Source organism: Nonomuraea africana, assembly GCF_014873535.1.
Lineage (GTDB): Bacteria > Actinomycetota > Actinomycetes > Streptosporangiales > Streptosporangiaceae > Nonomuraea > Nonomuraea africana.
The window spans coordinates 2642816-2669346 of sequence record NZ_JADBEF010000001.1; the positions used below are offsets into that span (position 1 = coordinate 2642816).

Here is a 26531-nt window from a genome sequence, read left to right on the forward strand (position 1 = left end):
ACCAGCGCCGATAACCTTGCTGACCATGTCACACATCGCCATGGTCAGCATCCCGGCGCCCGGACACGTCAACCCGAGCCTGGAGGTCATCGCCGAACTGGTGCGCCGTGGTCACCGCGTCACCTACGCCAACGACCCCTCCTACCGCGACGTGGTCACCTCCGTCGGAGCCGAGCTCAAGCCGTACGCCTCCACCCTGCCCGTCCCCGGCGACCCGGACGGCTGGCCCGAGGACACCATCGCCCAGCTCGACGTGTTCCTGCGCGACAACCAGGCCATGACCCCGCAGCTGCGCCACGCCTACGACGACGACCGGCCCGACATGTTCCTCTACGACATCGGCGCCGCGCCCGCCCGCGTCGTCGCCACCCAGTGGAACATCCCGATCATCCAGCTCTCGCCCACCTACGTCGCGTGGGACGGCTACGAGAGCGACATGGCCCCCCTCTTCGACCAACTGCGCTCCACCCCCGAAGGCGCCGACTACTACCGCCGCGCCCAGCAGTGGCTCGACGACGAGGGCATCGAGGCCACCCACGAGAACTTCGTCGGCCGCCCCGACACCTGCCTCGTCCTTGTCCCGCGCGCCCTGCAACCCAACGCCGACCGCGTCGACCCCGCCCACTACACCTTCGTCGGCCCCTGCACCGGCTCGCGCGCCCAGCAGGGCACCTGGCAGCGACCCCGCGACGCCGAGAACGTCGTCCTCGTCTCGCTCGGCTCCGCCTTCACCAACCAGCCCGCCTTCTACCGCGAATGCCTCAAGGCCTTCGGCGACCTGCCCGGCTGGCACCTCGTCCTGCAGATCGGCAAGCACGTCGACCCTGCCGACCTCGGCCCCATCCCGGTCAACACCGAAGTCCACACCTGGGTGCCCCAGCTCGACATCCTGCGCCAAGCCGACGCCTTCGTCACCCACGCCGGCATGGGCGGCGCCGCCGAAGGACTCACCTGCGCCGTCCCGATGATCGCCGTGCCCCAGGCCGTCGACCAGTTCTCCAACGCCGACCGCCTCGCCGAACTCGGCGTCGCCCGCCGCCTCGACACCGACCAGGCCACCGCCCAGGCCCTGCGCGAGGCGCTCCTCGACCTCACCGGCGACCCCCGGGTCGCCGAGCGCCTGCGCGCCCTCCAGCACGAACTCCAGATCGAGGGCGGCACCAAGCGCGCCGCCGACCTCATCGAGGCGGCCCTGCGCTGAACGTCGTCACAGCCCAGTCGTCCGCCCCGGGAGGGTCTTCCACCGTGCGCCATCGGGGCGGCACAGGGGGACCAGAACGGCGCGCCGGCCTGGTCCGCACACACTCGCCGCGTGGACGCCTTCGCCAGACGTTCTCCTCGGGAGACCGGAGCCGGGGCACCGCTTCCGTCCGCGGTGTGTCGACTGGTCCGGCGGTTCTCAGGCCACGGTCCCGCATGGAGCGCCCGGTCGCGGCCGCCGCGCCGGTCATCAGCCCGTCGCGCGGCCCGGGGCCGAAGCGCGCGCCGACATAGACGGCGACGGACAGGCCGTTGAGCAGGACGCCACCGGCCAGCAGCGCGACCCGGGCGGCAAGCCCGAGGTCCTGGGGGATGAGCAGGAGGCCGAGGTCGGCTGAGCACGCCAAATGGCCACCGCCCTCGCCGGCGGCCTCCCCCTCTCGTCCACTGCCCGACGACCACACTGGGTCGCCTGAGCGAGACCTGGACGCCGAGTGGCTCAACGCCGCCACCGCCGTGGCTTTTCCGGCGCCCTCCTCCGGCACGCGCGCACGCTCACCAAACCGCAGACCGGCCCGCCCTCCACCCTGAGGACGAGCCGGTCCAGCTCGGGACGTGAGCCCCGGCCCCGAACAGACGCCCCTGGAAGACCGGTGGACCTGTTCGATGGTGCGGCAGGGGATCGGCCGGCTGCGCGGCCCCAGCCAACGGGCCGCGCGCCGTCCGTATGGGTGGCGGCTCCGGGCTCGAAGCCTCCACGAGGACAGGAGCGGCCTCTCGTCAGCCGCTCACCGAGCAGTCCGCGGGCGGTGAGCGTGGGAGCGGATCAGGCCGGGGAGCCGCGGCAAGCGCCTCCTCGGGAGTCAGCACGCCGCCACGCCGGAAAACGGCCTGATAGGCGTCCTCGTCCAGGTGCTGCCGCACCACCCGGGTGATCCGCTCGACGTCGCCCCGTTCGGCAGGGGGCAGCGGCATGCCCACGGAGTCCCTGGCCGCGTGCGCGGCTCCGAGCAGCACAGCCGCATACGCGTGACGCCCCGCGAGGGCATGGGCTCCCGCCAGGCCCTCCAGGGCCAGCGCCATGGCCCGGGCATCACCCGTCTGACGGGCCGCGCTCCAACCGTCCAGGTGCAGGCACAGGGCCTGCTCCGCCTCCCCGCGCAACTCGGCGACGAAGCCGAGTTCGGCCAGAGCGAGCGCGCGGCCTGGTTCGAAGGCCATCGCGGACTGCCAGCGCAGCACGTGGCGCATCTGGGACTCGGCGGCGTCGAGCCGTCCCTCGCGCCGAGCGCCGAGACCGAGGCCGACCTCCGCGTGGATCTGCCCTGGCTTGAAGCTGTGCTCGGAGGCCAGGCGCATCGCCCGCTGGTGGAACTCCCGCGCCCTTGCGTGGTCCCCGGTGAGCATGGCGATGCTGCCCAGGCTGCTCAGCCGATCCGCGGCATCCGGCCACAGCCCGAGGTCCTCGGCCATGCGCAGCCCTTCGTGATGGAGCCGGGCCGCGCGTTCGTAGTCGCCCGCCATCTCGGCCAGCGCGGCGAGCGGTTCGACGGTCTGCAACCGCCCCCAGCCGTCGGCGAGTTCGGCGAACAGCTCCGCGCTGCGCCGCCCGTCGTGCGCGAGCCGGGCGAGGTCGCCGCGCACATGGGCCTGGTTGGCCCGTACGCTCAGCGCCGCGGCGGTTCCCCAGGTGTCGCCGAGGGCCTGGAAGCCGGCCAGCGCCTGGTCGATGAGGTCCTCGCTGGCGGCCTGGTCGCCGATCCCGAACAGGGCGAAGCCGAGGAACCACTGGGCCCTGGCCCGCTCCCGCGGGTCCGCGACGTCCCGGGAGAGCTCCACGGCGACACGGCTGTACTGCCTCCGCTCGGCGTCGTCGCCGACGAGAAGGGCGAACCCCGCCCGCCACGCCCGGGCCTGGGCCCGCAAGGACGCCACGGCCGTCGAGTTCCGGGTGGCCGCGGCGAGCGCCGCCTCCAGCGACCGGCCGGCCTCCCGCAGCCGGCCGCGCAGGAACCAGTACCAGGTCAGCGCGTTGACCAGCCTGAGGGCGTCCTCGACGGCACCGTGCCGGACCGCGTCGTCGAGCGCCCGGCGGCAATTGGCGGCCTCCGCGTCCAGAAGACCCAGCCGGCGCCGCTGGTCGGGGCCGTGCAGCCGCGGCGCGGCGCGCTGGGCGAGGTCGGTGTAGTACTGGCGGTGACGCCGTCGTACGTCCTCGCTCTCGCCCGCCTCACGCAGGCGGGCCAGGCCGTAGTCCGCAACCGACTCGAGCAACCGGTAGCGGGGTTCGTCGCCGCCGTCGGCCACGACGACCAGCGAGCGGTCCACGAGGCGGGCGAGCAGGTCGAGGACGTCCTCGGAAGGAACCCCTTCCCCGGCGCAGACGACCTCCGCCGCCTCCAGCGTGCACCCTTCGGCGTGGACGGCCAGCCGGCGCAGCACGATGCGCTCGGCCCCGGTCAGCAGCTCCCAGCTCCAGTCGATCATCGCCCGCAGCGTCCGCTGGCGGGGCGGCGCGCCCCGGTACCCGGTGGCCAGGAGCCTGAAGCGGTCGTCAAGGCGGTTGACCAGCCCCCGTACGCCGAGAGCCCGTACCCGGGTGGCGGCCAGTTCGAGCGCCAGGGGGATCCCGTCGAGCCGGCGGCAGATCACCGACACGTCCCGAGCGTTGCCGGCGTCGAGCGTGAAGCCGGGCGCCGCGGCAGCGGCCCGGACGACGAACAACTCCACGGCACTGGAGCGCGCCACAGCGTCGAGATCGGCCTCGCCGGTGAGATCGGGCACCTCCAGCGGCGGCACGGCCCAGACCACCTCGCCGAGGATGCCCAACGGTTCCTGGCCGGTAGCCAGGATGCGCAGGCCGGGGACACGCTTGAGCAGCAGCGCCGCCAGCTCGGCCACCGCGCCGACGATGTGCTCGCAGTTGTCGAGCACCAGCAGCAGCCGCTTGTCGCCGAGCGCCTCGGCAAGGCTCTCGGCGGGCGAGCAGAGCCCGCCCACGCCGGGGGAGACGGGACCCGCCCCTTCCCGGATGCCGATCGCGGCCATGACGGCCTCCGCCACCGGATCCACCGCGTCCGCGCCGCCGGTACGGCCCAGCGCGGCCAGCTCGACCAGCCAGGTGCCGTCGGGGAAGTCACCGGCGAGCTGGGCCGCCGTCTCCAGCGCGAGGCTGGTCTTGCCGACCCCGCCCGAGCCGGTCAACGTCAGGTGCCGCGCGGCGGCGAACAGGGATTTCACCTCGGCCACCGCGCCCTGGCGGCCGACCAGCCCGGTCAGCGGAGCGGGCAGGTTCGTGGCGGGCCGGCGCGCCGGGGCCGCGCCGGCAGAGACGGTCCCGGCGGTGCGGGCGGTGCGGGCGGCGGGGACGGTGCTCAGCGCCGGGTCCTGCTCCAGCATGGCCTGATGCAAGGCGGTCAGTTCGGGCCCCGGGTCCAGGCCCAGCTCGTCGGCGAGCCGGGCCCGCAGCTCCTGATAGCCGGCCAGTGCCTCGCTCGTCCGCCCGGCGGCATGCAGCGCGCGCATCTGAAGGGCGCGCAACCGCTCGCGCAGCGGGTGCCGCATGACCAGCTCATGCAGCTCTGCCACCACGTCGAGGTGCCGGCCCAGCTCGATCCGGGCTTCGGCGTACGCTTCGACGGCGGCCAAGCGGGCCTCCTCGAGACGGGTGATGACCGGACGGGCGAACGCGGCGTCCTCAAAGCCGGAGAACGCCGTGCCCCGCCACAGCCCGAGGGCGTCGGACAGCAGCGCCGCGCGAGTGCCGGGATCATCGGCGGCCATGGCGCGCGCCGTCAGCGTCCCGAACCTGCCCATGTCGACGCTCTCGGGTTCCGTACGCAGCACATAGCCGTCGTCCCGCAGCGCCACCAACTCCCGGCCGCCCGCTTCGGCGTCCTCCAACACCTTCCGCAGCTGCCACACCTTGGTCTGCAGGGCGGCCAAGGGATTGCCGGGGAGCTCTCGCTCGGCCCACAGCTCGTCCACGAGCCGATCCGCCGACACCGGGCGCCCCTCGTGCCACAGCAGAGCGGCCAGCAGGGCGCGGGTCTTGAGGCCGGGCACGGTGACCGGACTGCCATCCGCCCTCCACACGGCCAGCGGCCCCAGCACCCCGAATCGCATGGGAGCCACGGTAACGCAGCCCCGCGACGTGCCGAGAGCCGGCCGTGAGCGGGCGATGAGCGGCTCGTGAGCGCCGGGCCGCAGGCTGGGCCGTGTCCACCACCGCCCCCGCCAAAGGCGATCCACGAACCACGGAGGCACACCCATGACGACACAAGCACAGGACCCGGCCGATCACCGAGCCGGGCCCCGGGAATGGCTCGGCCTCTTCGTCCTCACCCTCCCCACCATCCTGCTGGCCCTGGACGCGACCGTACTGAACCTGGCGGTACCCCACCTCAGCGCCGACCTCAAGCCCAGCAGCACCGAACTGCTGTGGACCATCGACATCTACGGCTTCATGATCGCCGGGTTCCTGGTGACCATGGGCACGCTGGGCGACCGCATCGGCCGCCGCAGGCTGCTGATGATCGGGGCGCTCGGCTTCGGCCTCGCCTCGATCCTCGCCGCGAAGTCCACCAGCCCGGAAATGCTGATCGCGGCCCGCGCGCTGCTCGGCATCACCGGCGCCACGCTGATGCCCTCGACACTGGCCCTGATCAGCAACATGTTCAAAGACCCCCGGCAGCGCGGAGTCGCCATCAGCGTGTGGGTCACCTGCTTCTCCGTCGGCACCGCCGTCGGCCCGGTCCTGGGCGGCGCGCTCCTGCAGCGGTTCTGGTGGGGTTCGGTGTTCCTGCTCGCCGTCCCGGTGATGGCGGTGCTCCTGGTGGCCGCACCACTGCTGCTGCCCGAGTACAAGAACACGCAGGCGGGCCGCATCGACCTCACCAGCGTGATGCTCTCCCTGGTCACGGTGCTACCGGTGATCTACGGGATCAAGCGCCTGGCCGAGCACGGGCCGGACGCCCTCGCGGCCACCACGATCCTCGCCGGCGCGGCCTTCGGCGTGGTGTTCGCCCTGCGCCAGCGCAAGCTGGCCGACCCGCTGCTGGACCTGCGGCTGTTCGCCAACCGCGCGTTCAGCGCCGCGCTGCTGGTGCTCCTGCTCGGCCTCGGCCTGATGGGCGGGCTGTACCTGTTCATCACGCAGTACCTCCAGCTGGTGGCGGGCCTGACACCGATCACGGCCGGCCTGTGGCTGCTGCCCGCCGCCGCGACGCTGATCGCGGCCTCCTCGCTGACGCCCGCGATCACCCGGCGGGTGCGCCCCGGATACGTCCTCGGCGGCGCGCTGTCCCTCTCGGTGCTGGGCTACGCCCTGATCACCCAGGTCGACAGCACCCACGGGCTGCCGCTGCTGGTGACCGGCTTCGTGCTCATCTACACCGGCATCAGCCCGATGATGGCGCTCGGCACGGACCTGGTCGTCGGCTCCGCGCCGCTCGACAAGGCCGGTTCGGCCGCAGCGATGTCGGAGACGGGCATGGAGTTCGGCATCGCGCTGGGCATCGCCGGCCTGGGCAGCGTCGTCACCGCCGCCTACCGGGACGAGATCGGCGACGCCCTGCCCAAGGACCTCCCCGAGCCGGCCGCAGGCATCGCGCGCGACACGCTCGCCGGCGCCGACGCCATCGCAGCGGACCTGCCCGGCCCGATCGCCGCCCACGTCCTGGAACAGGCCCGGGAAGCGTTCACCAGCGGACTGAACCTCGCGGGCGGTATCGCGGGCGCCATCGTGGCGATGCTGGCCGTCACCGCGATCGTCCTGCTGCGGCACGTGCCCTCCAGCGGCGGGCCCGACAAGGAAACCGGCAAGGCCACACCGACCAGGGAACCGGCCACCGCCGGAGACAGCCACTGAACGCGGCGCGAAAGACGGCGCGGGACGGCCCAGCCGAACGACTCCACCAAGCCGCCCCGCCGCCGCGCCCGACGAAAAGCGGGGGAGCAGGCCTCAGATGTCGCGGAAGGTCTCGATCCGCGCACCCAGCGCCGTCAACCGCTCCGCCAGATCCTCATACCCCCGATTGATCACATACACGTTCCGCAGCACCGATGTCCCCTCCGCCGCCATCATCGCCAGCAGCACCACCACCGCAGGACGCAACGCCGGAGGACACATCATCTCCGCCGACCGCCACCGCGTCGGCCCCTCCACCAGCACCCGATGCGGATCCAGCAACTTCACCGACGCCCCCAGCCGCGTCAGCTCCGTCAAATAGATCGCCCGATTGTCGTACACCCAGTCATGAATCAGCGTCGACCCCTGCGCCGTCGCCGCGATCGCCGCGAAGAACGGCACATTGTCGATGTTCAGCCCAGGAAACGGCATCGGATGAATCTTGTCCGTGGGGGAGACCAGCTTCGACGGACGCACCGTCAGATCCACCAGACGCGTACGACCATTCGCCGCCCGATACTCCACCCCCCGATCATGATCCAGCCCCATCTCCTCCAGCACCGCCAGCTCGATCTCCAGGAACTCGATCGGCACCCGGCAGATCGTCAGCTCCGACGACGTCACCACCGCCGCCGCCAGCAGACTCATCGCCTCCACCGGATCCTCAGAGGGGGAGTAGTCGACATCCGCCTCGATGTCCGGCACCCCGTGCACCGTCAACGTCGTCGTCCCGACGCCCTCCACCTTCACACCCAGCTCCTCCAGGAAGAAGCACAGGTCCTGCACCATGTAGTTCGACGACGCGTTGCGGATCACCGACACCCCGTCATGACGCGCCGCCGCCAGCAGCGCGTTCTCCGTCACCGTGTCACCCCGCTCGGTCAACACGATCGGCCTGGTAGGGGAGACCGACGCGTCCACCCTGGCGTGATACATCCCGCCCGTCGCCGTCACCTCGAGACCGAAATGCTTCAACGCGCTCATGTGCGGCTGCACCGTCCGCGTCCCCAGATCACACCCACCCGCGTACGGGATCTCGAACTGCTCCGCCCGATGCATCAACGGCCCCAGGAACATGATCACACTCCTGGTACGGCGCGCGGCCTCGGTGTCCATCGACGCCAGATCCAACCGCGCAGGCGGAACGATCTCCAGATCGCTCCCACCGTTGATCCACCGCGCCCGCACCCCGATCGAGGCCAGCACCTCCAGAATCCGGTAGACCTCCTCGATCCGCGCCACCTTCCGCAAGATCGTCCGACCCGAATTCAACAACGACGCGCACAACAACGCCACACACGCGTTCTTGCTCGTCTTCACCTCGATGCTGCCCGACAACCGCCGGCCACCCACCACCCGCAGATGCATCGGCCCCGCATACCCCAGCGACACGATCTCGCTATCGAGCGCCTCACCGATCCGGGCAATCATCTCAAGACTGATGTTCTGATTACCCTTCTCGATCCGGTTCACCGCACTCTGACTCGTCGCCAAAGCCTCCGCCAGCTGCAGCTGCGTCCAACCACGATGCTGCCGCGCATCCCTGATCAGCCTGCCGATCCGCACAAGATAGTCATCCGCCATAACAGGGAAACCTATCTCACATATGAGATGCACACGCGACAAACGAGACCTCAGAGACCAGCAACCCCACGATGCGACGCAAGATGCGCCGGCGTCGCCACCGCCTTCACCTTCCCCACAAAAGCCCGCCGCGCCTCCGCGAACCCATTCCGGTCATCGAACATATCCCGGCTCATCTCCGCCAACTCCTCGATCCGATACGCCTCCAACGGCTTACGCCGCTCATCCTCCTCCCGCCGCTCCCGCTTCACCCGCACCAACTCCTCATAGTCATCCCGACCCGCCAACCGCTCCGCATACTCCAGAACCTCCTGCTCGAACTCCTCCCTCGACCCCTTCAACAACCGATCAGCCAACCCCAGCGACACCGCCTGCGCCGCCCCCACCGGCAACGCATCACCCGTCAACGACCCCGCCACCTCCGCACCCACCCGCCGAGGCAGCACATACGTCCAGTACTCCGAACCGAACAGCCCCATCGTCCGATAATGCGGATTCAACACCCGCCCCTCACGCACCAGCACCCGATCCGCGCCCAGCGCCATCATCACCCCACCGGCACCGGCGTTACCCCCCATCGACGCCACCACCAACTGCCCCGTACACGCGATGATCTCCCGGCACACCCCGTTGATGGCGTTGATGTTCATCCACGCCTCCATCTCCGGATGCCGCGCCGACTCGATCACATTCAGATGAATCCCGTTCGAGAACACCTCACCACCACGAACCACCACCACCCGCGTGTCCTGCGCCACCGCGTACTGCAGCGCCTCCACCAACCGCCGGCACTGATTCGTCGCCATCGCCCCGTTGTAGAAGTCGAAAGTCACCACCCCGACCCGACCCGCCCGCTGATACGTGATCTCCGAGAACCCCGGCTGACTCGACGGCGCCCGCCCCAGCCGACGCCGCAGCACCGACACAGCAGGCAACTTCACCCCAGCCCGATCCTCACGCCGCAACTGACCGACCCACACCGTCCCATCACCGGTGTGCACCAGCACCGCCCCACCCCGCCGCGCCGCCACCGAACCCGGCTGACCCACCAACTCAGGCCCCAGCCGCGCGTCGAAGACCCGCACCGGCATCCCGCACAGCAACGCCGCCGCCCCCGGCGCCCCGTCAGCCGCCCGGATCCGCCGCACCACCCGCTCCGACGACTCCGCCCACGAGAACTCCCGATCCGCCCGCGTCATCGCCGGACGCAACCGCCCCCACACCTCAGAACGCCCGTAATCCAGCGGCACAGGCACGAACGACGGATCCGCCGCCTTCTGCGCCACCTCCACCACCAACTCCACCGCGGCATCCGCCACCAGCCCGTTGTACAACGAACTCTTCCGCATCGGGTCGGCCGGCAACGCGAACTCCCGCCACCCCCAGATCGGCCCCGCGTCCATCTCCTCGACCGCCTGCAACGCCGTCACACCCCAGCGCGGCTCACCGTCGAGAATCGCCCAGTCCAGCGAGGACGGACCCCTGTCGCCCCGCGGACCCGGGTGAATGATGATCACCCGGTGCTCACGCCACAGCCGCTCCGGCACCCTGTCCTTCAGGAACGGACAGATCACCAGGTCCGGCTTGGCCAGCGCCACCGCCTCGAGCATCACCTGCTCCGACAGCGCCAGTTCGACCGTCACCTCGTGGCCGGCCTCGCGCAGTTCGATCCAGGCGCGCTGGGTCAGGCCGTTGAACGCAGAGACGAGGAGGAGAATCCGCACGTGAGGTCATCCTTCAGAGCTGAACTTCGGCTAAAGAAGTGATGCTGACATGCCTGAGCAAACCCGAGTGACAGAACACCGCAAATTCCCGAATTTCCCGACATCTGGACCCGGACATTGAGTGACAAACAGGACAAAAGTCCGCACGGGACGGCGCGACAACGGGGGAGAGGTACGTCACAAAAAGATGCGCTCATGTCCTCACATGGACAGAGGGAGATGAGCGACACGGGAGTGCGGTCGGCACGGGGAGCGGGTCGGCCGCCATGCCGTCCATGCAAGACGAAGAGCGCGAACGGCCCCTGTCGGCCGTTTCTTACACCAAACAGAATTCACCTTCTGTCCGGTTTAGCTACGATTCATAGCTTTCGTACGAATCGCGTGGCGGCGCGATGACTCATACCCGTCTCGCCGCGCACCAGGAAAACCGCGTCCTGGAACTGTCCCGCGGCCTTCAGCTCACGCGCCTGATCGGCCACGTCGAGGCTGGGCAGGAGGCGGTTGCGGGGGCGCCGCGTCAGCCGTACGGCCAGGAAGATCAACCAGATGATCGCCGCTGTCACGAGAACGGTCAGGAGGACGAGGGAACCCAGACTCGTCGGCATGTGTCGATCGTAACGCCGATCACAGCGCCTGCACGAAGGTCTGCGCCTCGCTCTGGCTCATTCCGGTCTCGCCGATCACCAGGTGCACGGCTTGCTCGGCACGGCCGTCGGCCTTGAGTCGGCGGACTCTGGTGGCGAGGTCGGGCTGGTGGGCGCGTGGTTGCGGTTGTGGGAGGCGGGCCATGGCGGGGTGGTCGATGAGGCGGTGTCCTGCGCGCATGCCGTCGACGGCGGTTTTGGCGTCTTTGAGGCTGAGGCCGGTGTGCTCGCGCAGGATCTTGATGGCGAGGATCGGTTTGCCTTGATCGACGAGGGCCTGCAGGTGGTGTTCGAGTTCGGCGGGTGTTCGGGGTGTGATCAGTGGGTTGGGTGTGCGGGCTCGGGCGGCTTTGGTGGCGCTGAGGGCGATGGCCGCGATGATGCCGATGGCGAGGAGGACGGGGAGGATTTCGGGGATTCCGATGTTCGTCATGGCTTGATCGTAGCTTCGCGCGTTTGCTTGATAATGAGCATTATGTCAAGTTGAGGCGGTGGGCGGCGTGGCGTCTTGCTCCCCCGGATGTTGACGGGTGTTTTTGACGGATCGTCGAAATATCGACCCGGAATGATTGAGTGCGCATAGTGTGGGTTACCCGGCGAGACTGCGGATAAGGAGCACACGTGGGGAACGACGGGATTTTGTGCCAGGTGTGCCAGGGGGTCCTGCCCGCTTCCGGCCGTGACGCGTACACACCCGCCAGGGGGCGGCTGATCGTCACCAACGGGTACTGCGAGGGTGGCTGCGCGGAGCGGGTGGCGTCGCGGCAGCGTCCGATGGAGGCTCCGGTACGGCAGCAGCAGCCGCCGGCGGCGGCTCCTCAGGCTCCCGCGGTGCGGGTGCTGACTTCCTAGGGAGGGCCACTCCCCTGCCCTGTCGCGGCCTCGGCGTAGGCCGCGGGGGTTTCCATGGGCATCAGGCGTCCGGCGCCCTCGAACACGCGTAGCTTCCAGTCGGGTCTGCGGCTGAGCAGGTAGTCGACGGTGGGGCGGTCGATCAGGGGGTCCTGGTCGCCCCACAGCAGCAGGGTGGGCGCTCGTACGGGTTCTCGTCGGTCCCGAGGAGGTCGGTGTCATCGACGTCGATGACACCTGTTGACCGCCGTCATCGCCGGACCGCTCCGCGCGGATATCCGGCCAGGGCGTCCTTGTCGCGCAAGGTCTGGAGCTCGTTGCGGGGCAGGGTCGTGGTGAAGAGGCCGGACTCGGTTCCGGCCTGGTAAAGCCGCCTGCCGTCCGGGTGCCAGGCGCCGCTGCCTCCGCAGGACTCCCATCCGGGTCCCGTGCCGGCGTGGTTGGCGACGACCGCGAACATGCGGTGGTCCATGGCGCGGGCGGCGAAGTGGATGTCCATGCGCCGCGCCTCCTCCCGGGTGTAGAGGGCCGAGGCGGCGTACACCTCGGCGCCGTCGTGGGCGGCGTCCGCGGCGTGGGCGGGCATCCCGGCGTCGAGGCACAGGGCGAGGGCGACCTGCCAGCCGTCGATGTCGAGGAGCGGGCCCTTGTCCGCGGGCTGGAACAGGTCTCGTTCGAGGCCGTGCAGGTTCCGCTTACCGTGGGCGTGGATCTCTGCGTCGGGGCGGATCACCAGGGAGGCGATCCAGCTCGTGCCGTCGGGGCGGCGGTAGGGGGCGCCCACCACCGTGGTCACTCCGCGTTCCTGTACGGCGTGGCGGACGATGTCGAGCCTCGGGTCGTTGTCGCTCACCCAGCATGATGGGTCGGCGAAGAGGGACAGGTCGTAGCCCACCAGTGAGAGCTGGGGGAACAGGAGCAGGGCCGCCCCGCTTTCGGCGGCTGTGTGGACGAGGTCGGCCGCTGAACGGGCGTTGGCCCGTACATCGCCTGGTTCTGCGGATGTCTGTGCGACTGCGACGACCAACGACTCTGACGGCATGCCGGGCATGGTATCTGTCGTGATCTTGCACGTTTCGCCCTGGGCCCTCGCCGGCTGTTCGCTTCCGTGACGCCACCGCCCTGGGGCGATCCCGGCGCTGCTCGGCGCCCTGTGGTCAGCACCCGGCGCCCGGCGCTGCTCGACTCTCTGTGCTCGGGGCGCCGGTCCCTTGCCCGGGGCTCGGCTCCCCTCTGGTCGGCGCTCGATCCGCCGAGCTCTGCGCTCGGCGCTCGACCATGATGCCGCGACCGTGGCATGGGGAGTCGGGTCAATCGCGACCTCGGTCCGCAAGCAGGCGTTGCTCGACGCGTCCTCGCTCGGCGTGCACAACTCCGGCGGGGGGCCGACCGCGACGTGGGGTTGTGGCCTCCTGAATCAGGTCTGCGGTGTTCAGCCGCCGGCCGAAGCCGTCCAGCCGGTCGCTCGTCGACCGTCCGGCAGGCTGTGAACGCCGGCCGTCACCCGCCGGCCGTCACCCGCCGGCCGAAGCCGTCCAGCCGGTCGACCGTCGACCGTCCGCAGGCTGTGAACGGCGGCCCATCCGATCGCCGTTGAGAGCGCCGTCCTGCCGCCCGGATCTTGTCCGCTCCCCCTCGGCAACCCGTTTATTCGCTTGCGGTTCTGTCGGTGCCGTTGGCTAGTGTTCCGGCTCGTGGCTGAACATCAACCTCTTATTCACGCGCGCGGGCTGGTCAAGCGGTTCGGTGAGTTCACTGCGGTGGACGGCATCGATCTTGACGTGGAGCCTGGTGAGGCGTTCGGGTTCCTGGGTCCCAATGGCGCGGGCAAGTCGTCGACGATGCGGATGATCTCGTGTGTGTCGCTGCCGTCGGCCGGTGAGCTGCGCATCCTGGGGATGGACCCGGTGCGGGAGGGGCCGGCGATCAGGGCTCGGCTGGGGGTGTGCCCGCAGCTGGACAACCTCGATCCCGATCTGACGGTGCGGGAGAACCTGACGACGTATGCCCGTTACTTCGGGTTGTCGCGGGCGAAGGCGCGGGAGCGGGCCGAGGAGATGCTCGATTTCGCGCAGTTGCGTGACAAGGCGTCGTCGAAGGTGGAGCCGTTGTCGGGTGGCATGAAGCGGCGGTTGACGATCGCGCGGGCGATGGTGAACGAGCCGGATCTGGTGCTGCTGGACGAGCCGACGACGGGTCTCGATCCGCAGGCGCGGCATCTGCTGTGGGAGCGGTTGTTCCGGTTGAAGCAGCGTGGGGTGACGTTGGTGTTGACGACGCACTACATGGACGAGGCCGAGCAGCTGTGTGACCGGCTGGTGGTGATGGACGGTGGCCGGATCGTGGCGGAGGGGTCGCCGCGGTCGCTGATCGAGTCGTATGCCTCGCCGGAGGTGGTGGAGCTGCGGTTCGGGTCGGAGTCGCTGGAGGGGTTCGTGGAGCGGCTGTCGGGGGTGGGTGATCGGGTGGATGTGCTGCCTGATCGGATCCTGCTGTACGCCAAGGACGGCGACGACGCGGTGTCGGAGGTGCATCGCAGGGAGTTGGCGCCGTCGAGTGTGCTGGTGCGGCGTTCGTCGCTGGAGGATGTGTTCCTGCACCTGACCGGCCGGACGTTGGTGGACTGATGGCGCATCCGACGGTGGCGGTGCTGGAGCGGCACCTGACGTTGTACAAGCGGTTGTGGCGGGCGTCGCTGTTCTCGTCCTTCCTTCTGCCGTTGTTGTTCCTGGTGAGCATCGGGCTGGGGGTCGGGGGTTACGTGGGCACGGTGGAGGGCGTGCCGTACGTGGAGTGGATCGTGCCGGGGGTGCTGGCGTCGACGGCTTTCCAGATGGCGGTTGGTGAGTGCACCTACAGCGTGCTGGGCGAGTTCAAGTGGACGCGGGGTGCGCACGCGATGTTCGCGACGCGGGTGTCGGCGTGGGACATGGTGCGCGGCTGGATGCTGTACATCGTGTTTCGGGTCGAGGTCGCGGCGGTGGTGTTCCTGGCGGTGGTGGCGGCCTTCGGGGTGCTGGCCTCGCCGTGGGCGGTGGTGACGCTGCTGGTGGTGGGGTTGCTGGCGGTGGCGTGTGCGGCGCCGGTGTCGGCGTTCTCGGCGTCGATCGATCATGACAGTTACTTCGCGTTGTTGTTTCGGTTCGTGATGATCCCCTCGACGTTGTTCGCGGGGGTGTTCTTTCCGGTGGAGCAGTTGCCGGAGCTGGTGCGGCCGCTGGCGTACGCGTCGCCGTTGTGGCACGGGGTGGAGTTGTGCAGGGCGGCGACGTTGGGGGTCGCTCCCCCGTGGCCGGCGTGGGTGCATCTGGGGTATCTGCTGGCCTTCGCCGTGGCCGGGTTGTGGTGGGCGGCGTTCTCCTTCCGTAAGCGACTTCAGGACTGATCATGGTGACGTTGATGGTGGCCCGGCAGGTGTCGGTGGGCCGGGTGGGTGCGGTGGTCGGCCGCAATCTGGGTGCGCTGCGCAGTGGGGCGTCGTACTGGCTGGTGCTGGTGTCGGGGTTCTTCGAGCCGCTGCTGTACCTGTTGTCGATCGGTGTCGGCGTGGGCGCGCTGGTGGGCCGGATTCCGCTGGGTGACGGGCGGGTGGTGTCGTACGCGGTGTTCGTGGCTCCTGCGATGCTGGCGGCCTCGGCGATGAACGGCGCGCTGGCGGAGACGACGTTCAACTTCTTCTTCAAGATGAAGTATGCGAAGACGTTCGAGGCGATCTTGGCGACGCCGGTGCGGCCGATCGAGGTGGCGCTGGGTGAGCTGACGTGGGCGATGGTGCGCAGCTCGTTCTACACGGCGGCGTTCTTGCTGGTGATGGCCGTGATGGGGTTGGCCGAGCCGTGGTGGGCGCTGGCGGCGTTTCCGGCGACGATGCTGGTGGGGGTGGCGTTCGGGGCGGCGGGGATGGCGGTGTCGACGTTTCTGCGGGGGTGGCAGGACTTCGACCTGATGACGGCCGCGCAGTTCTCGTTGTTCCTGTTTTCGGGGACGTTCGCGCCGGTGGGGGGTTATCCGCCGGTGCTGGCGGTGGTGGTGCAGGTGACGCCGCTGTATCACGCGGTCGAGCTGGTGCGTGGTCTGGCGCTCGGCCGCGTGGAGTGGGCGCTGGCGGGGCATGCGCTGTATCTGGCGGCGTTGGCGGCGTTGGGGTTGTGGGTGGCGTCGCGGCGGATTCAGCGGGTGTTGTGCTCGTAGACGGCGGTTACCGAGGTGGTCGGGAGGGGTCCGTAGAGGTGGGGGAAGGCCTCGTGGGCCCCTTCGGGTGTCTCGTAGCGGATGTCGAGGCCGGTGGGGTCGATCTCGAGGAGGACGAGGGGGTCGGTGACGTCGGCGTAGAAGGCCTGTGTGACGGTGTCGGCTTGGCGGCGGTCGGCGCTGCAGTGGATGAAGCCTTCCTGTTCGAGGGTGCGGCCGCGGGTGGAGATGCGGTATTCGCCGCTTTCCTGGGCGGCGTTCCAGTCGGCGGCGTAGGCGATGTGCAGGATGGTCATGTGCGGGCCTCTGTGGTGGAGTGCGGGATGGTGATCTGAGGGCCACGGTAGTGGGGTCACGGATCGTGCGGAGCTCGAGGGGCTGAGTCTGGTGCGCGTGGCACTCCGGGCTGTTCGCGCGGGGAGTACCGGGTCGCGGGCGGGCTCCCAGGATGGTTGCGGGCGAGACCCCCAGCGTGGGCAATCGCGCGGGCTTCCAGGGTGGTCGCGGGCGATGCCCCCGAGCGTGGAGTGCGGGCTTCGGAAGCGGGCGGTTGTGTCAGGTGAGGGCTTCCAGGGCGAGGTCGACGTCGTTCTCGCTGGTGTAGAGGTGGAAGGAGACGCGGAGTTTGCCCGCGCGTACGGCGGCGCGTACGCCCGCGCGTTCGAGCCGCTCCCCCGTCGCGTCGCCGGTTGCGAGGGAGGCGGTGTCCAGGGAGACGATGGCGCTGTCGCCGGGCGGTAGTCCCGCTCCGGCGCGGAAGCGGTTGGCCAGGGCGAGGTTGTGGTCGCGGATGTCGGCGAGGTCGAGCTGGTTGAGCAGGTCGAGGGCGGGCGCGGCGGCGACGTAGGAGAACCAGGCCGGGGACAGGTCGAAGGCGCGGGCGCCGGGCTGGTGGGTGAGCGGCATGCCGTACATGCTGGTGCCGGAGTACCAGTTGGCGGCGGTGGGCCGCATGCGGGCGCGCAGGCGGGGTGACAGGTAGCCGAAGGCGGCGCCGCGCGGGCACATCAGCCATTTGTAGGCGGCGCAGACCAGGCCGTCGAGGCCGTCGGTGGTGACGGGTAGCCAGCCGCAGGCCTGGCTGGCGTCGGCGATGACGAGGGTGTCGTGGGCGCGGGCGGCCTCGACGATGTCGGCGAGGGGGGCGAGGTCGCCGGTGGCGGACTGGACGAGGCTGAAGGCGACGGCGGTGGTGTGCGGGGTGATGGCCTCGGCGAGGCGGTCGGGTGGTGCGGTGTCGACGTGGGCGGCCACGGCCCAGGGATAGACGTTGCTGGTGAATTCGATGTCGGGCACCAGGACGCGGGAGCCTGGCGGCAGGGCGGTGGCGATCTGGGAGACGATCTGGGAGGCGGTGGAGCTGATGGTGATGTCGTCGGCGGGGGCGCCGATGAGGGTGGCGAAGGCGGCGCGGGAGCGGGTGACGGTCTCGTCCCATGGTTGCCAGTCGGTGCTGCCGTGCCGCCATTGGGTGAGTGCGGTGTGGAGGTCGTCGAGGGCGGGGCGGGGCGGCAGGCCGTAGCTGGCGGTGTTGAGCCAGCCTGGTGCCGGTTCCCAGAGTTTCCTGGCGGCGTCGAGGTGCATGGGGGCAGCTTAGGCAGGCGGGTAAAAGGTGTCGCTCGGGTGGGGTGGGGGTTTCTACACTGCGTGCGTGCTGAAGCCTTCTTTTCCGATAGTGACCGACCGGCTGCTCCTTCGTCCCTTCACCGCCGATGACCTCGAGGCGGTGCACGCCTTCGAGCGGCTGCCGGAGGTGGCCAGGTTCCTGTACTGGGAGCCGCGCGATCTGGAGGCCTCCCGCGCCTTTCTCGACAAGCGCATGGCGCGGGTGGCGTTGCAGGAGGAGGGTGACGTGCTCGACATGGCGGTCACGCTGCGGGAGAGCGGGCAGCTGATCGGGCAGGTGTTGCTGATCTGGACCAGCCGTCAGCACCAGCAGGGTGAGATCGGTTACGTGCTGCATCCCTACTTCCATGGCAGGGGGTATGCGCCGGAGGCGGCGGTGGAGATGCTGCGGCTGGGTTTCGAGGAGCTGGGTCTGCATCGGATCGTGGGCCGCTTGGACGGTCGTAACGCCGCTTCGGCTCGGGTGCTGGAGAAGCTCGGGATGCGCAAGGAGGCACATCTGGTGGAGAACGAGCGGGTCAAGGGCGAGTGGTGCGATGAGGTGATCTACGCGATGCTGTCGCGTGAGTGGGTCAGTAGGCGGCGGTGAATCTGGTGCGGCGGTGGCGGGGGTGTTCGGCCTCGTCGAGGAGGGCGACGGCGAGGTCTTCCATGGAGATGGCGGAGATGCCGTCGGCGTCCAGGAGGAGTTCGTCGGCGCCGAGCCGGTAGCCGCCGGTGCGGACGCCCGGCAGCAGCTGCGCGGCGGGGCTGAGGTAGGCCCAGTCGGTGTCGGTGTCGGTGCGGCAGGTCTCCAGCTGGGCGGCGCAGGCCAGGGCGATCGGGCGGTATGCGGCGGGCAGGTGGGCGGGGTCGTCCAGGACGGTGGCGCCGCCTGAGCCGGGCACGGTGAGGGTGGCGGCGCCGCCGACGACGAGCAGGCGGGTGGCGCTGGCGCGGGCGGCGGCCAGCAGGGTCTTGGTGGTGGTGACGAGGTCGTCTTCGCGTCCGAGGGCTGGGCGGGTGGCGGTGATGACGAGGTCCTGGCCGGTGCTGAGCCGGAGGGCGTCGGTGAGGTCGCTCGCGTCGCCGGCGCCGACGGTGAGCGCGGCCCCGGGGTGGGCGGGGACGAGCTGGGGTGCCCGGTAGCGGGCGGGGTCGCGGACGACGGCGGTGACGTGGTGGCCGCGCGAGAGCGCTTCGGTCACGACGCGGCTGCCGACGGCTCCTGCCGCTCCGAAGACGGTGATGCGCATGGGGTTACCTTCCTGCCGGGACGAGGGAGGTGGTCGCGGGGGTTTGGGCGGCCGGGGTGGTGGGGCGGGTGGTGAGGCGTTCGAGTGCCCACAGGGCGACGGTGCCCGCCGCGAGGGTGGCGCCGAGGATGACGACGCCGTTCCAGCCGTGGGCGACCCAGACGAGCGAGGTGAGGGCCGAGCCGATGGCGCCTCCGACGAAGTAGGAGGTCATGTAGGCGGAGTTGATCCGGTTGCGGGCTTCGGGGCGCAGGGCGTAGATGACGTTCTGGTTGCTGTTGAGGACGGCCTGCTGGGCCAGGTCGAGCACGATGACGCCGACGAGGAGCCAGACGAGGGAGCGGGCGCCGGCGGCCAGGGGCAGCCAGGAGGCGAGCATGAGCATGGTGCCCGCCGCGGTGACGGCTTGGACGTGGCCGCGGTCGGCCAGGCGTCCGGCGATGGTGGCGGTGAGCGCGCCGGCGGCGGCGACGAGGCCGAACAGGCCGATGCTGGATTCGCTCCAGCCGTACGGCTGCTGGACCAGCAGGAAGGTCAGCGCGGTCCACAGGACGCTGAAGGAGGCCAGGGCCAGGGCGCCGATGCCGGCGCGCCAGCGCAGCAGGGGCTCCTCGCGCAGGAGGGTGACGATCGAGCCGAGCAGCGCGGGGTAGCTGAGTCCGGACCTGGTGTTCAGGCGGGGCAGGAACAGGCGCAGCAGGACGGCCATGAGGATCATGAGTCCGGCGTTGACCCAGTAGACGGTGCGCCAGCCGCCGAGCTCGGACAGGGCGCCCGAGGCGGTGCGGGCCAGCAGCAGGCCGAGGACCAGTCCTGTCATGACGGTGCCGACGACCTTGCCGCGTTCGGACGGGTCGGCGAGGGTGGCCGCGAAGGGCACGATCACCTGGGCGGCCACGGAGGTCAGCGCGGTCAGCACGGTGCCTGCCAGCAGGATGGGGCCGGTGGCGGCGGTGGCCGAGATGAGCAGGAACAGCGCGGTCAGCGAGTAGAGGATGACGGCGAGGCGGCGTCGTTCGACCAGGTCGCCGAGGGGCACCAGGAGGATCAGTCCGAGGGCGTAGCCGCCTTGCGCGGCGGTGACCAGGAGCGCGGCGGTTGCGGTGGTGAGTCCGAGTTCTCTGCTGATGAGGTCGAGCAGGGGTTGGGCGAAGTAGTTTCCCGCGACGGCCAGGCCGGTGGCGGTCGACATGAGGAGCAGCAATCCTCGAGAAAGTGTCCGGTTCGTCATGGTCCAAGGGTGCTAGATGGGCGATCGATGAGTCCAACACATGTTTGTCATGCGAACGATCGTGTATCACGATTGATGCATGGAGTTGCAGCAGATGCGTTATGTGGTGGCGGTCGCCGAGACGAGTAATTTCACCCGGGCGGCCGAGCGGTGCCTGGTGGTGCAGTCGGCGCTCAGTCACCAGATCGCCCGGCTGGAGCGCGAGCTGGGCGCGAGGTTGTTCGAGCGCACGAGCAGGCGGGTGCGGCTCACTCCCGCGGGTGAGGCGTTCCTGCCCGCGGCGCGGCAGGCGCTGGAGGCGGCCGAGCGGGCGCGGGCCGAGGTGGCGGCGGCCGCGGGCGAGATCCGCGGGCGGCTGGCGCTGGGGGCGATCCCGACGGTGGCCGCGGTCGATCTGCCGCGCGCGTTGAAGGAGTTCCACGCCCGGCATCCGCAGGTGAAGGTGACGCTGCGGGTGGGCGCCAGCGAGGAGCTCATCGAGCGCGTACGGCAGGGCGCGATGGACGCCGCCTTCCTCGGCCTGCCGCTGGGGATGGCGCCGAAGGGGGTGCGCAGCCGCGAGCTGGGCAGGGGCGAGCTGGTCGCGGTGGTGCCGTCCGATCACCGGCTGGCGACGGAGCGGGGGGTGGATCTGCGCAGGCTGGCGCAGGAGGTGTTCGTCGACTTTCCCGAGGGTACGGCGGGGCGGGCGCAGTCAGACGAGGCGTTCGCCGCGGCGGGGGTGACGCGGGAGGTGGCCTTCGAGGTGACGGCCGCGGACTTCATGGCGCGGCTGATCAGGCAGGGGCTGGGCATCGCGATGCTGCCCGCGGCGTTCGTGGGCGAGGCGGCGGATCTGCGGGTCCTGCGGGTGATGGACGCGCCGGCGCGGATGGAGCACCTGATCTGGGGCCCGCACCGCCCCTCCCCCGCCGCCGCGGCCTTCCTGAACGGCCTGACCGGCGGCCAGCCGGGCTGGACGGCCGGCCCGACGGCGTCAGGGTGAGGGGGTTGCGCCGCGCAGGGCGAGGGTGAGCAGGGCGCGGGCGTCGGCGGCGGGGCGCTGTTCGACGACGTGTTCCAGCCACAGCGCCGACACGGCCGTGTAGACCAGCCGGACGGCGGGGTCGTCGGCGGGCCGGCCGAGCGCGTCGGCGACGATGGCGACGCATCCGTCGGTCCAGCGCCTGGCGATCTGCTGGAGGGCGGGGTCGCGTCCGGCGTGGACGTACAGCTCCCACAGGGCCAGCTGCCGCATCCGGTCGGCGCCCGCGACCTCGTCCAGGATGTGCTCCAGGCCGTGGGCGGCCACCCACCCGCGGGTGGCGGCCAGTTCGCTGTCGACGAGCTGGGCGAACGCCTCGGCCAGCAGGTGGTCGCGGGAGGTGAAGTAGTAGGTGGTGGCGGCCAGCGGCAGTTCGGCGCGCTGGGCGACGGCGCGGTGGGTGACGGCCGCGAAGCCGCCCTCGGTGAGCAGCTCGACCGCCGCCGTGAGGAGTGCGGCTCTGCGGCGCAGGCCGCGCGGCTGGGTGGCGGTCAATGTCCGCCCGCCAGGTTGAGCACGACGACGCCGCCGACGATGAGCAGGATGCCCGCGACCTTGACGAGGGTGAGGCTCTCGCCGAGGAACAGGGCGCCGATGAGGGCGATGGCCGCGGTGCCGACGCCGGACCAGACGGCGTAGGCGGTGCCGACGTCCATGTGGAGTTTGAGCACCTGGGCCAGCAGGGCGAAGGAGGCGATGTATCCGGCGGCCACGACGACGCTCCAGCCGAGGTGGGTGAAGCCGTTGCTGAGTTTGAGCGCCGAGGTCGCCAGGACTTCGGTCGCGATCGCGCCGAACAGCAGGAACCAGGCCATCGGTGAACCTTCCGGAAAAGTGGTACGACCGTGCCACTTTATGGGGTGTCTGTAGAAACGTGCCACCGGACCCAAGCCGGGTTGCTCTTCATTCGTGATGCGCGGTGTTGTTGCCGAGCGGTCGTGACACGCGCTGCGCTGCACCTCGACGAGTTCGTCGAGCACTGGACGATCCTGGCTGAAGAGAACGATCTGATCGCTGGGAAACGTGGGGCTGCCCGTCCGGGCTTCGTGATCTTGCTCGCGTTCTACACCCAGCATGGCCGTTTTCCCGCGCGGGCGCGGGAACTGCCTGACCAGGTGGCCGAGCACGCGGCCAGGCAGGTCAAGGTGCCTGCCTCGGAGCTGGGCTTCTTGCGCTGATCAAGTCGGTTCCGGGGAACGTGAGCCTGCGAAGGCTTTAACCCCCCTCCGAACTCGGCCTGCGCCTCCATCTCGATCTCCCTGGCCCTGGGCAGGTATGCCAGTCTGGCGGCCCGCTCCCCGGCGAAGGGCGCGTCGATGACGTCGGCCAGCGCCGGCCCCCGCCACAGTCCCAGGGCCTCGCCCAGGAGCCGGGCGGCGCCACCGTGATCTCCGGCGGCGAGCACGTGCCGGCCTTCGCCGGCGAGCCGCTCGAATCGGTGCACGTCGACGTCGTCGGGATCGACGAGCAGCCGGTATCCGGCGGGACCGGACGGCGACCGTCTCGCCGTCGGCGGACCACACCCCCAAGGCCCCCAGGACACCGAATCGCACGGCAGGCAGGATGGTCAGGAGCCGGTGACGGCGGTGCCGGGGTGCCGGACGCGTGCGCCGAACACGATGAGCTCGACGCCCGTCGCCTCCGTCAGCGCCGCCACAGCGTTGATCCCCGCCGCCCCGTGCTCGTTCTCACAGAGGGTGAGCTCGTGCGGGTGCGGGCCCCCGGAGATGCGGCGCTGCGACGTCTGGGCCCTCGGCCTGCGCTGTGCGATCACCACTCCCCCATCCTCGCTCTCCTTGGCAGCAACCCTATGCGGCATGCTCGGTGAGGAAGCGAATGCCCGTCATGAGGAAGATGACGATCAGGTCGTCATCAACGGTGTGCATGTCGTTGACGTTGTTCATGTCATGAACCGCGCACACGGCGAACCCGCCAGCGCCGTCGTCACGCAGGTGGGCACCGACCCGCTTGGGGTGCGGGAATTCGGGGTCCCACTGGTCGTCGAGAACGTGGCGACGTTGCCCCGGACGAACGCTCCGCCAGGACCATCCGGACCGATCCCTGACCAGCCAGGGATCTGTCCGACAACATCATTCCCTCGTCCTTCGTTGTCAGCAGTGCGGGCGGGTGCGTCGCCGGGCTCAGCGGCGCAGGGCGGTCTCCCGCTCCATGTGCGACAGCTTCTCGGGATTGCGCACGGCGTAGAGCCCGGTGATGAGGCCGTCGTCGATGCGCACCGCCACGACGGTGTCGATCTCACCGTCGAGCCGGACAATCAGCGCCGGGTAGCCATTGACCTGTGCCGGCTGCAGCGACGCCGCGGCGGCGATCCTACCCAGCACGTGGGCCACGCTGCCGGCCCCCACGATGGGCTCCAGCGCGGCCTGCACGACTCCGCCACCGTCACCCAGGAGGACGACGTCCGGCGCGAGGATGTCGAGCAGGCGTTGCAGATCGCCCGTTTCGACCGCCCGCTGGAACGCCTCGAGCGCGTCTCGGGTCTCGGCCGGGGAAACGACCCCGCGCGGTCGGCGCGCGGCGACGTGCGCCCGCGCCCGGTGGGCGATCTGGCGGACCGCGGCCGGGCTCTTGTCGACGGCTTCGGCGATCTCGTCGTAGGCCAGACCGAACACCTCGCGCAGCACGAACACCGCCCGCTCGGTCGGCGTGAGCGTCTCCAGCACCAGCAGCATCGCCATCGAGACGCTGTCGGCCAACTCGACGTCCTCGGCCACGTCGGGCGCGGTCAGCAGCGGCTCGGGCAACCAGGGGCCGACGTAGGACTCCTTGCGCCGGCCGAGCGTACGCAGCCGGATCAGCGCCTGCCGGGTGGTGATCCGGACCAGGTAGGCCCGCTGCTCCCGCACGGTGTCGAGATCGACGCCCACCCACCGCAGCCAGGTCTCCTGTAGCACGTCTTCGGCATCGGCGGCCGAGCCGAGCATCTCGTAGGCGACGGTGAACAGCAGGTTGCGGTGGGCGAGGAACGCCTCGGTGGCGGGGTCCGGGCGGTCGTCCTGGCTCATGTCCCCGCCGCGATCTTCGGGCGCGGTCTGCGACGTGCCGGCCAATGGGTGGCTCCTGTTCGCTCTCGACTGTGTCACCCACCAGACACCGGGCCCCGCCGTTTTGTGACACCGAGAGGCGGCCACTTGTGCTCCGGATATCACCGAGGGAGCCACCTGTTGTGGCGCACGTCACATAACCGCGCTGTCACAAGGATCAGGTCGTCGGCATCTTGTGTTCGTTCAGTACAGCACGCAACAACACGAGGGATGCATCGTGGAACCTCGCTTGAACCTCTCCGGCAGCCCGCTCGCGGCCAAGTCCATGAAGTACATCGCCTCGGCGAGCAGGGCGATCATCGATGGCTCGACGCTGCCGACCGCGACCCAGGACCTGGTGCTGCTCCGCGCCAGTCAGATCAACGGCTGCGGCTTCTGCACCGACGCCCACAGCAAAGACCTCGCACACGCCGGGGAGACCGCCACGCGCATCAACCTGGTCGCGGCCTGGCGGGAGTCCACGGTGTTCACCGACGCCGAGCGCGCCGCCCTGGAGCTGACGGAGCAGGGCACCCGCATCGCTGATGCGGCCGGTGGTGTCACGGACGAGGTCTGGGCGACTGCCGCCAAGCACTACGACGAGGAGCAGCTGGCAGCCCTGGTGTTGCTCATCGCCCTGATCAACGCCACCAACCGCCTGGGCGTCATCACTCGCCTGCCGGGCGGCGACTACCAGCCCGGCCAGTTCGGATAACGAGGATTCTCCTGCGTGGAAGGAACATCATGAGTTCAACGCTTGAAACCTTTCGCCGTGACTTCGGCGGCGACATCATCGAACCGGGCGGAGCGGAGTACGCATCGGCCAGCCGCTCGGTCCTGGCTTCGGGCAATCCGGCCTATGTCCTGCGGCCCAAGAGCGTCGCGGACGTGCAAGCGGGTGTCGGATTCGCCGCCGGCGCAGGGCTTGTGCTGTCCGTGCGAGGCGGCGGCCATGCCTTTCCCGGCTTCGGCACCAACGACGGCGGCGTCGTGATCGACCTCAGCAAGCTCGCGAACGTGGAGCTCATCGACAAGGAACGTCACCTCGTGCGGATCGGCGGCGGCGCCACCTGGGGTCAGGTCGCGGCCGCCCTGGCCCCGCATGGCCTGGCGATCTCCTCGGGCGACACCAAGAGCGTCGGTGTCGGTGGGCTGACGTTGACCGGTGGCATCGGCTGGAAGGTCAGGAAGTACGGCCTGGCCCTGGACAACGTGGTCGCCGCGGAGGTGGTCACGGCCAACGGACACCTCGTGCATGCGAGCGCGGAGGAGAACCCGGAGCTGTTCTGGGCGATTCGCGGTGGCGGCGGCAATTTCGGGATCGTGACCGCCTTCGAGTTCGCGGCACACCCGACCACAGACGTCTTCCACGGCAAGATCGCCTTCCCGGCAGCGGAGGCGGCCGGCGTGCTCCAGGGCTGGGCGGACTACCTCCGCACCGCCCCCGAAGAGCTCACATCCATCGCGACCTTCGCCAATCCCTTCGCCGGCGGACCCGAAGCGCCGGTCGAGATCCACATCACCTTCGACGGCGACGACCCGGAGCTCGCCGCGAAGGCCATCGACCCGATCCGCCGGCTCGGCACGGCGATCGACGACGATCTCGCGCTGCAACCCTATGCGGACACGCTCGTGGATGGCCTGACGCCACCACCTGGCATCCAGCTCGTCACCCGAAGCGCATTCGTCGACAAGGAATCGGTGCCGAAGGTCCTTCAGATCCTTGTCGAGGTCGGGGCATCGGAGGGATCGCCGTTCATCGCCGTTCGCAGCGTCGGCGGCGCGGTGTCCCGAGTCCCCGACGACGCCACCGCCTACGCGCATCGCCAAGCGGAGTTGATGTTCGTGACCACCACCGCGGGTCCGAAGCCGGTCGTCGAGGCCGCCCGTCCCGCTCTGGAAGCGATCTGGCGCAGACTCGCATCTCACGTCAACGGCGCCTATGCGAACTTCCTCGCTTCTGCCACCGAGGAGGATGTCGCCGCGATCTACCCCACGCAGACCTATCAGCGGCTCGCGGCGGTCAAGCGTCAGTACGACCCCGGCAATCTGTTCGCCCGCAACCACAACGTCCGGCCTCAGTAGGCCTCGCGGACAAGCACAGCCGTCTGAAAACGGAAACCCCTCTGGCAGGGCAACGGCCCCCACCCCCGGAGCGTGTGCACGCCTCGGCAGGGTGGGGGCCGTGGGCGTCCTTGCCCTGGTGGAAGCCGAACAGGCCCCGCCTGCTTCGTTCATCGTGACGAGTTCGATCAGTCCGTCCGCTGA

The 26531-nt window shown here is 70.0% G+C and carries 26 protein-coding genes; 11 read left to right on the forward strand and 15 right to left on the reverse strand.

Features of this window, described 5'->3' with window-relative positions:
* The first annotated feature begins 25 nt into the window (after positions 1-25).
* Positions 26-1201: a macrolide family glycosyltransferase gene (locus tag H4W81_RS12365; protein WP_192774945.1), complete on the forward strand. Its 1176-nt coding sequence runs from the start codon at positions 26-28 to the stop codon at positions 1199-1201.
* A 779-nt stretch (positions 1202-1980) separates the two neighbouring features.
* Here H4W81_RS12365 and H4W81_RS12370 read toward each other — a convergent pair.
* The gene (locus tag H4W81_RS12370; protein WP_192774946.1) at positions 1981-5325 is read right to left on the reverse strand and encodes an AfsR/SARP family transcriptional regulator; all 3345 of its coding nucleotides are present in this window, start codon (positions 5323-5325) and stop codon (positions 1981-1983) included.
* 145 nt (positions 5326-5470) lie between these two features.
* Between H4W81_RS12370 and H4W81_RS12375 the strand changes: the two genes are divergently transcribed.
* Positions 5471-7069, forward strand: coding sequence for an MFS transporter (locus H4W81_RS12375; protein ID WP_192774947.1), 1599 nt, complete (start codon positions 5471-5473; stop codon positions 7067-7069).
* A 93-nt stretch (positions 7070-7162) separates the two neighbouring features.
* Here H4W81_RS12375 and H4W81_RS12380 read toward each other — a convergent pair whose 3' ends face one another.
* The 4 genes from H4W81_RS12380 to H4W81_RS12395 all read right to left on the reverse strand — a co-directional run bounded on the left by H4W81_RS12380 (position 7163) and on the right by H4W81_RS12395 (position 11493).
* Complete coding sequence (locus tag H4W81_RS12380) at positions 7163-8692, reverse strand: helix-turn-helix domain-containing protein (protein ID WP_192774948.1); 1530 nt, start codon at positions 8690-8692, stop codon at positions 7163-7165.
* 50 nt (positions 8693-8742) lie between these two features.
* The gene (locus H4W81_RS12385; protein ID WP_192774949.1) at positions 8743-10416 is read right to left on the reverse strand and encodes an enoyl-CoA hydratase-related protein; all 1674 of its coding nucleotides are present in this window, start codon (positions 10414-10416) and stop codon (positions 8743-8745) included.
* A 359-nt stretch (positions 10417-10775) separates the two neighbouring features.
* Positions 10776-11021: a hypothetical protein gene (locus H4W81_RS12390; RefSeq protein ID WP_192774950.1), complete on the reverse strand. Its 246-nt coding sequence runs from the start codon at positions 11019-11021 to the stop codon at positions 10776-10778.
* A gap of 19 nt (positions 11022-11040) precedes the next feature.
* On the reverse strand, positions 11041-11493 hold the full coding sequence (locus H4W81_RS12395; protein WP_192774951.1) for a hypothetical protein: 453 nt from the start codon (positions 11491-11493) through the stop codon (positions 11041-11043).
* Positions 11494-11681: 188 nt separating this feature from the next.
* Between H4W81_RS12395 and H4W81_RS12400 the strand changes: the two genes are divergently transcribed.
* Positions 11682-11912 (forward strand): hypothetical protein, encoded by a 231-nt coding sequence (locus H4W81_RS12400; protein ID WP_192774952.1) that lies wholly within the window; start codon positions 11682-11684, stop codon positions 11910-11912.
* 250 nt (positions 11913-12162) lie between these two features.
* On the opposite strand, the gene H4W81_RS12405 is transcribed toward H4W81_RS12400, so the two are convergent.
* Complete coding sequence (locus H4W81_RS12405) at positions 12163-12954, reverse strand: carbon-nitrogen hydrolase family protein (protein ID WP_192774953.1); 792 nt, start codon at positions 12952-12954, stop codon at positions 12163-12165.
* 613 nt (positions 12955-13567) lie between these two features.
* Here H4W81_RS12405 and H4W81_RS12410 point away from each other — a divergent pair.
* Genes H4W81_RS12410 through H4W81_RS12420 form a run of 3 tightly spaced genes read left to right on the forward strand, consistent with a single transcriptional unit; the run spans position 13568 to position 16103 of the window.
* Positions 13568-14539: an ABC transporter ATP-binding protein gene (locus H4W81_RS12410; RefSeq protein WP_225958577.1), complete on the forward strand. Its 972-nt coding sequence runs from the start codon at positions 13568-13570 to the stop codon at positions 14537-14539.
* Positions 14540-14553: 14 nt separating this feature from the next.
* Positions 14554-15297: an ABC transporter permease gene (locus H4W81_RS12415; protein WP_318781696.1), complete on the forward strand. Its 744-nt coding sequence runs from the start codon at positions 14554-14556 to the stop codon at positions 15295-15297.
* Between the two features lie 2 nt (positions 15298-15299).
* The gene (locus H4W81_RS12420; RefSeq protein ID WP_192774956.1) at positions 15300-16103 is read left to right on the forward strand and encodes an ABC transporter permease; all 804 of its coding nucleotides are present in this window, start codon (positions 15300-15302) and stop codon (positions 16101-16103) included.
* Here H4W81_RS12420 and H4W81_RS12425 read toward each other — a convergent pair.
* Complete coding sequence (locus H4W81_RS12425; RefSeq protein WP_192774957.1) at positions 16082-16399, reverse strand: DUF952 domain-containing protein; 318 nt, start codon at positions 16397-16399, stop codon at positions 16082-16084. The two genes, H4W81_RS12420 and H4W81_RS12425, sit on opposite strands and share 22 nt — an antisense overlap.
* 259 nt (positions 16400-16658) lie before the next feature.
* On the reverse strand, positions 16659-17687 hold the full coding sequence (locus H4W81_RS12430; protein WP_192774958.1) for an aminotransferase class V-fold PLP-dependent enzyme: 1029 nt from the start codon (positions 17685-17687) through the stop codon (positions 16659-16661).
* A 67-nt stretch (positions 17688-17754) separates the two neighbouring features.
* Between H4W81_RS12430 and H4W81_RS12435 the strand changes: the two genes are divergently transcribed.
* Positions 17755-18318, forward strand: a complete 564-nt coding sequence (locus H4W81_RS12435) for a GNAT family N-acetyltransferase (RefSeq protein WP_192774959.1) — start codon at positions 17755-17757, stop codon at positions 18316-18318.
* Here H4W81_RS12435 and H4W81_RS12440 read toward each other — a convergent pair.
* Both H4W81_RS12440 and H4W81_RS12445 read right to left on the reverse strand, forming a co-directional pair.
* Entirely contained in the window at positions 18302-18964 is a 663-nt protein-coding gene (locus H4W81_RS12440) for an NAD(P)-dependent oxidoreductase (protein WP_192774960.1), read from the reverse strand. The genes H4W81_RS12435 and H4W81_RS12440 overlap by 17 nt on opposite strands.
* A gap of 4 nt (positions 18965-18968) precedes the next feature.
* Positions 18969-20156: an MFS transporter gene (locus tag H4W81_RS12445; RefSeq protein ID WP_225958578.1), complete on the reverse strand. Its 1188-nt coding sequence runs from the start codon at positions 20154-20156 to the stop codon at positions 18969-18971.
* A 118-nt stretch (positions 20157-20274) separates the two neighbouring features.
* On the opposite strand from H4W81_RS12445, the gene H4W81_RS12450 reads away from it, so the two are divergent.
* Positions 20275-21180, forward strand: a complete 906-nt coding sequence (locus H4W81_RS12450) for a LysR family transcriptional regulator (RefSeq protein ID WP_192774962.1) — start codon at positions 20275-20277, stop codon at positions 21178-21180.
* Here H4W81_RS12450 and H4W81_RS12455 read toward each other — a convergent pair.
* Together H4W81_RS12455 and H4W81_RS12460 are read right to left on the reverse strand one after the other, a co-directional pair.
* Complete coding sequence (locus tag H4W81_RS12455; protein ID WP_192774963.1) at positions 21172-21714, reverse strand: TetR/AcrR family transcriptional regulator; 543 nt, start codon at positions 21712-21714, stop codon at positions 21172-21174. The two genes, H4W81_RS12450 and H4W81_RS12455, sit on opposite strands and share 9 nt — an antisense overlap.
* On the reverse strand, positions 21711-22034 hold the full coding sequence (locus H4W81_RS12460) for a DMT family transporter (protein ID WP_192774964.1): 324 nt from the start codon (positions 22032-22034) through the stop codon (positions 21711-21713). Before H4W81_RS12460 ends, H4W81_RS12455 begins: the two co-directional genes overlap by 4 nt.
* 123 nt (positions 22035-22157) lie before the next feature.
* On the opposite strand from H4W81_RS12460, the gene H4W81_RS12465 reads away from it, so the two are divergent.
* Positions 22158-22397, forward strand: a complete 240-nt coding sequence (locus H4W81_RS12465; RefSeq protein ID WP_192774965.1) for a DUF4158 domain-containing protein — start codon at positions 22158-22160, stop codon at positions 22395-22397.
* Here H4W81_RS12465 and H4W81_RS12470 read toward each other — a convergent pair.
* The 3 genes from H4W81_RS12470 to H4W81_RS12480 form a co-directional block, all read right to left on the reverse strand.
* Positions 22283-22762, reverse strand: coding sequence for an AfsR/SARP family transcriptional regulator (locus H4W81_RS12470; RefSeq protein WP_318781697.1), 480 nt, complete (start codon positions 22760-22762; stop codon positions 22283-22285). The genes H4W81_RS12465 and H4W81_RS12470 overlap by 115 nt on opposite strands.
* A gap of 24 nt (positions 22763-22786) precedes the next feature.
* The gene (locus tag H4W81_RS12475) at positions 22787-22996 is read right to left on the reverse strand and encodes a hypothetical protein (protein ID WP_192774966.1); all 210 of its coding nucleotides are present in this window, start codon (positions 22994-22996) and stop codon (positions 22787-22789) included.
* A 364-nt stretch (positions 22997-23360) separates the two neighbouring features.
* Complete coding sequence (locus H4W81_RS12480) at positions 23361-24245, reverse strand: RNA polymerase sigma-70 factor (RefSeq protein WP_225959606.1); 885 nt, start codon at positions 24243-24245, stop codon at positions 23361-23363.
* A 256-nt stretch (positions 24246-24501) separates the two neighbouring features.
* Here H4W81_RS12480 and H4W81_RS12485 point away from each other — a divergent pair, with 256 nt between their 5' ends.
* Positions 24502-24978 carry a carboxymuconolactone decarboxylase family protein gene (locus H4W81_RS12485; protein WP_192774968.1) on the forward strand — a complete coding sequence of 159 codons (477 nt, stop codon included), beginning with the start codon at positions 24502-24504 and terminating at the stop codon, positions 24976-24978.
* Positions 24979-25007: 29 nt separating this feature from the next.
* Positions 25008-26348: an FAD-binding oxidoreductase gene (locus tag H4W81_RS12490; RefSeq protein ID WP_192774969.1), complete on the forward strand. Its 1341-nt coding sequence runs from the start codon at positions 25008-25010 to the stop codon at positions 26346-26348.
* Positions 26349-26531 lie beyond the last annotated feature (183 nt).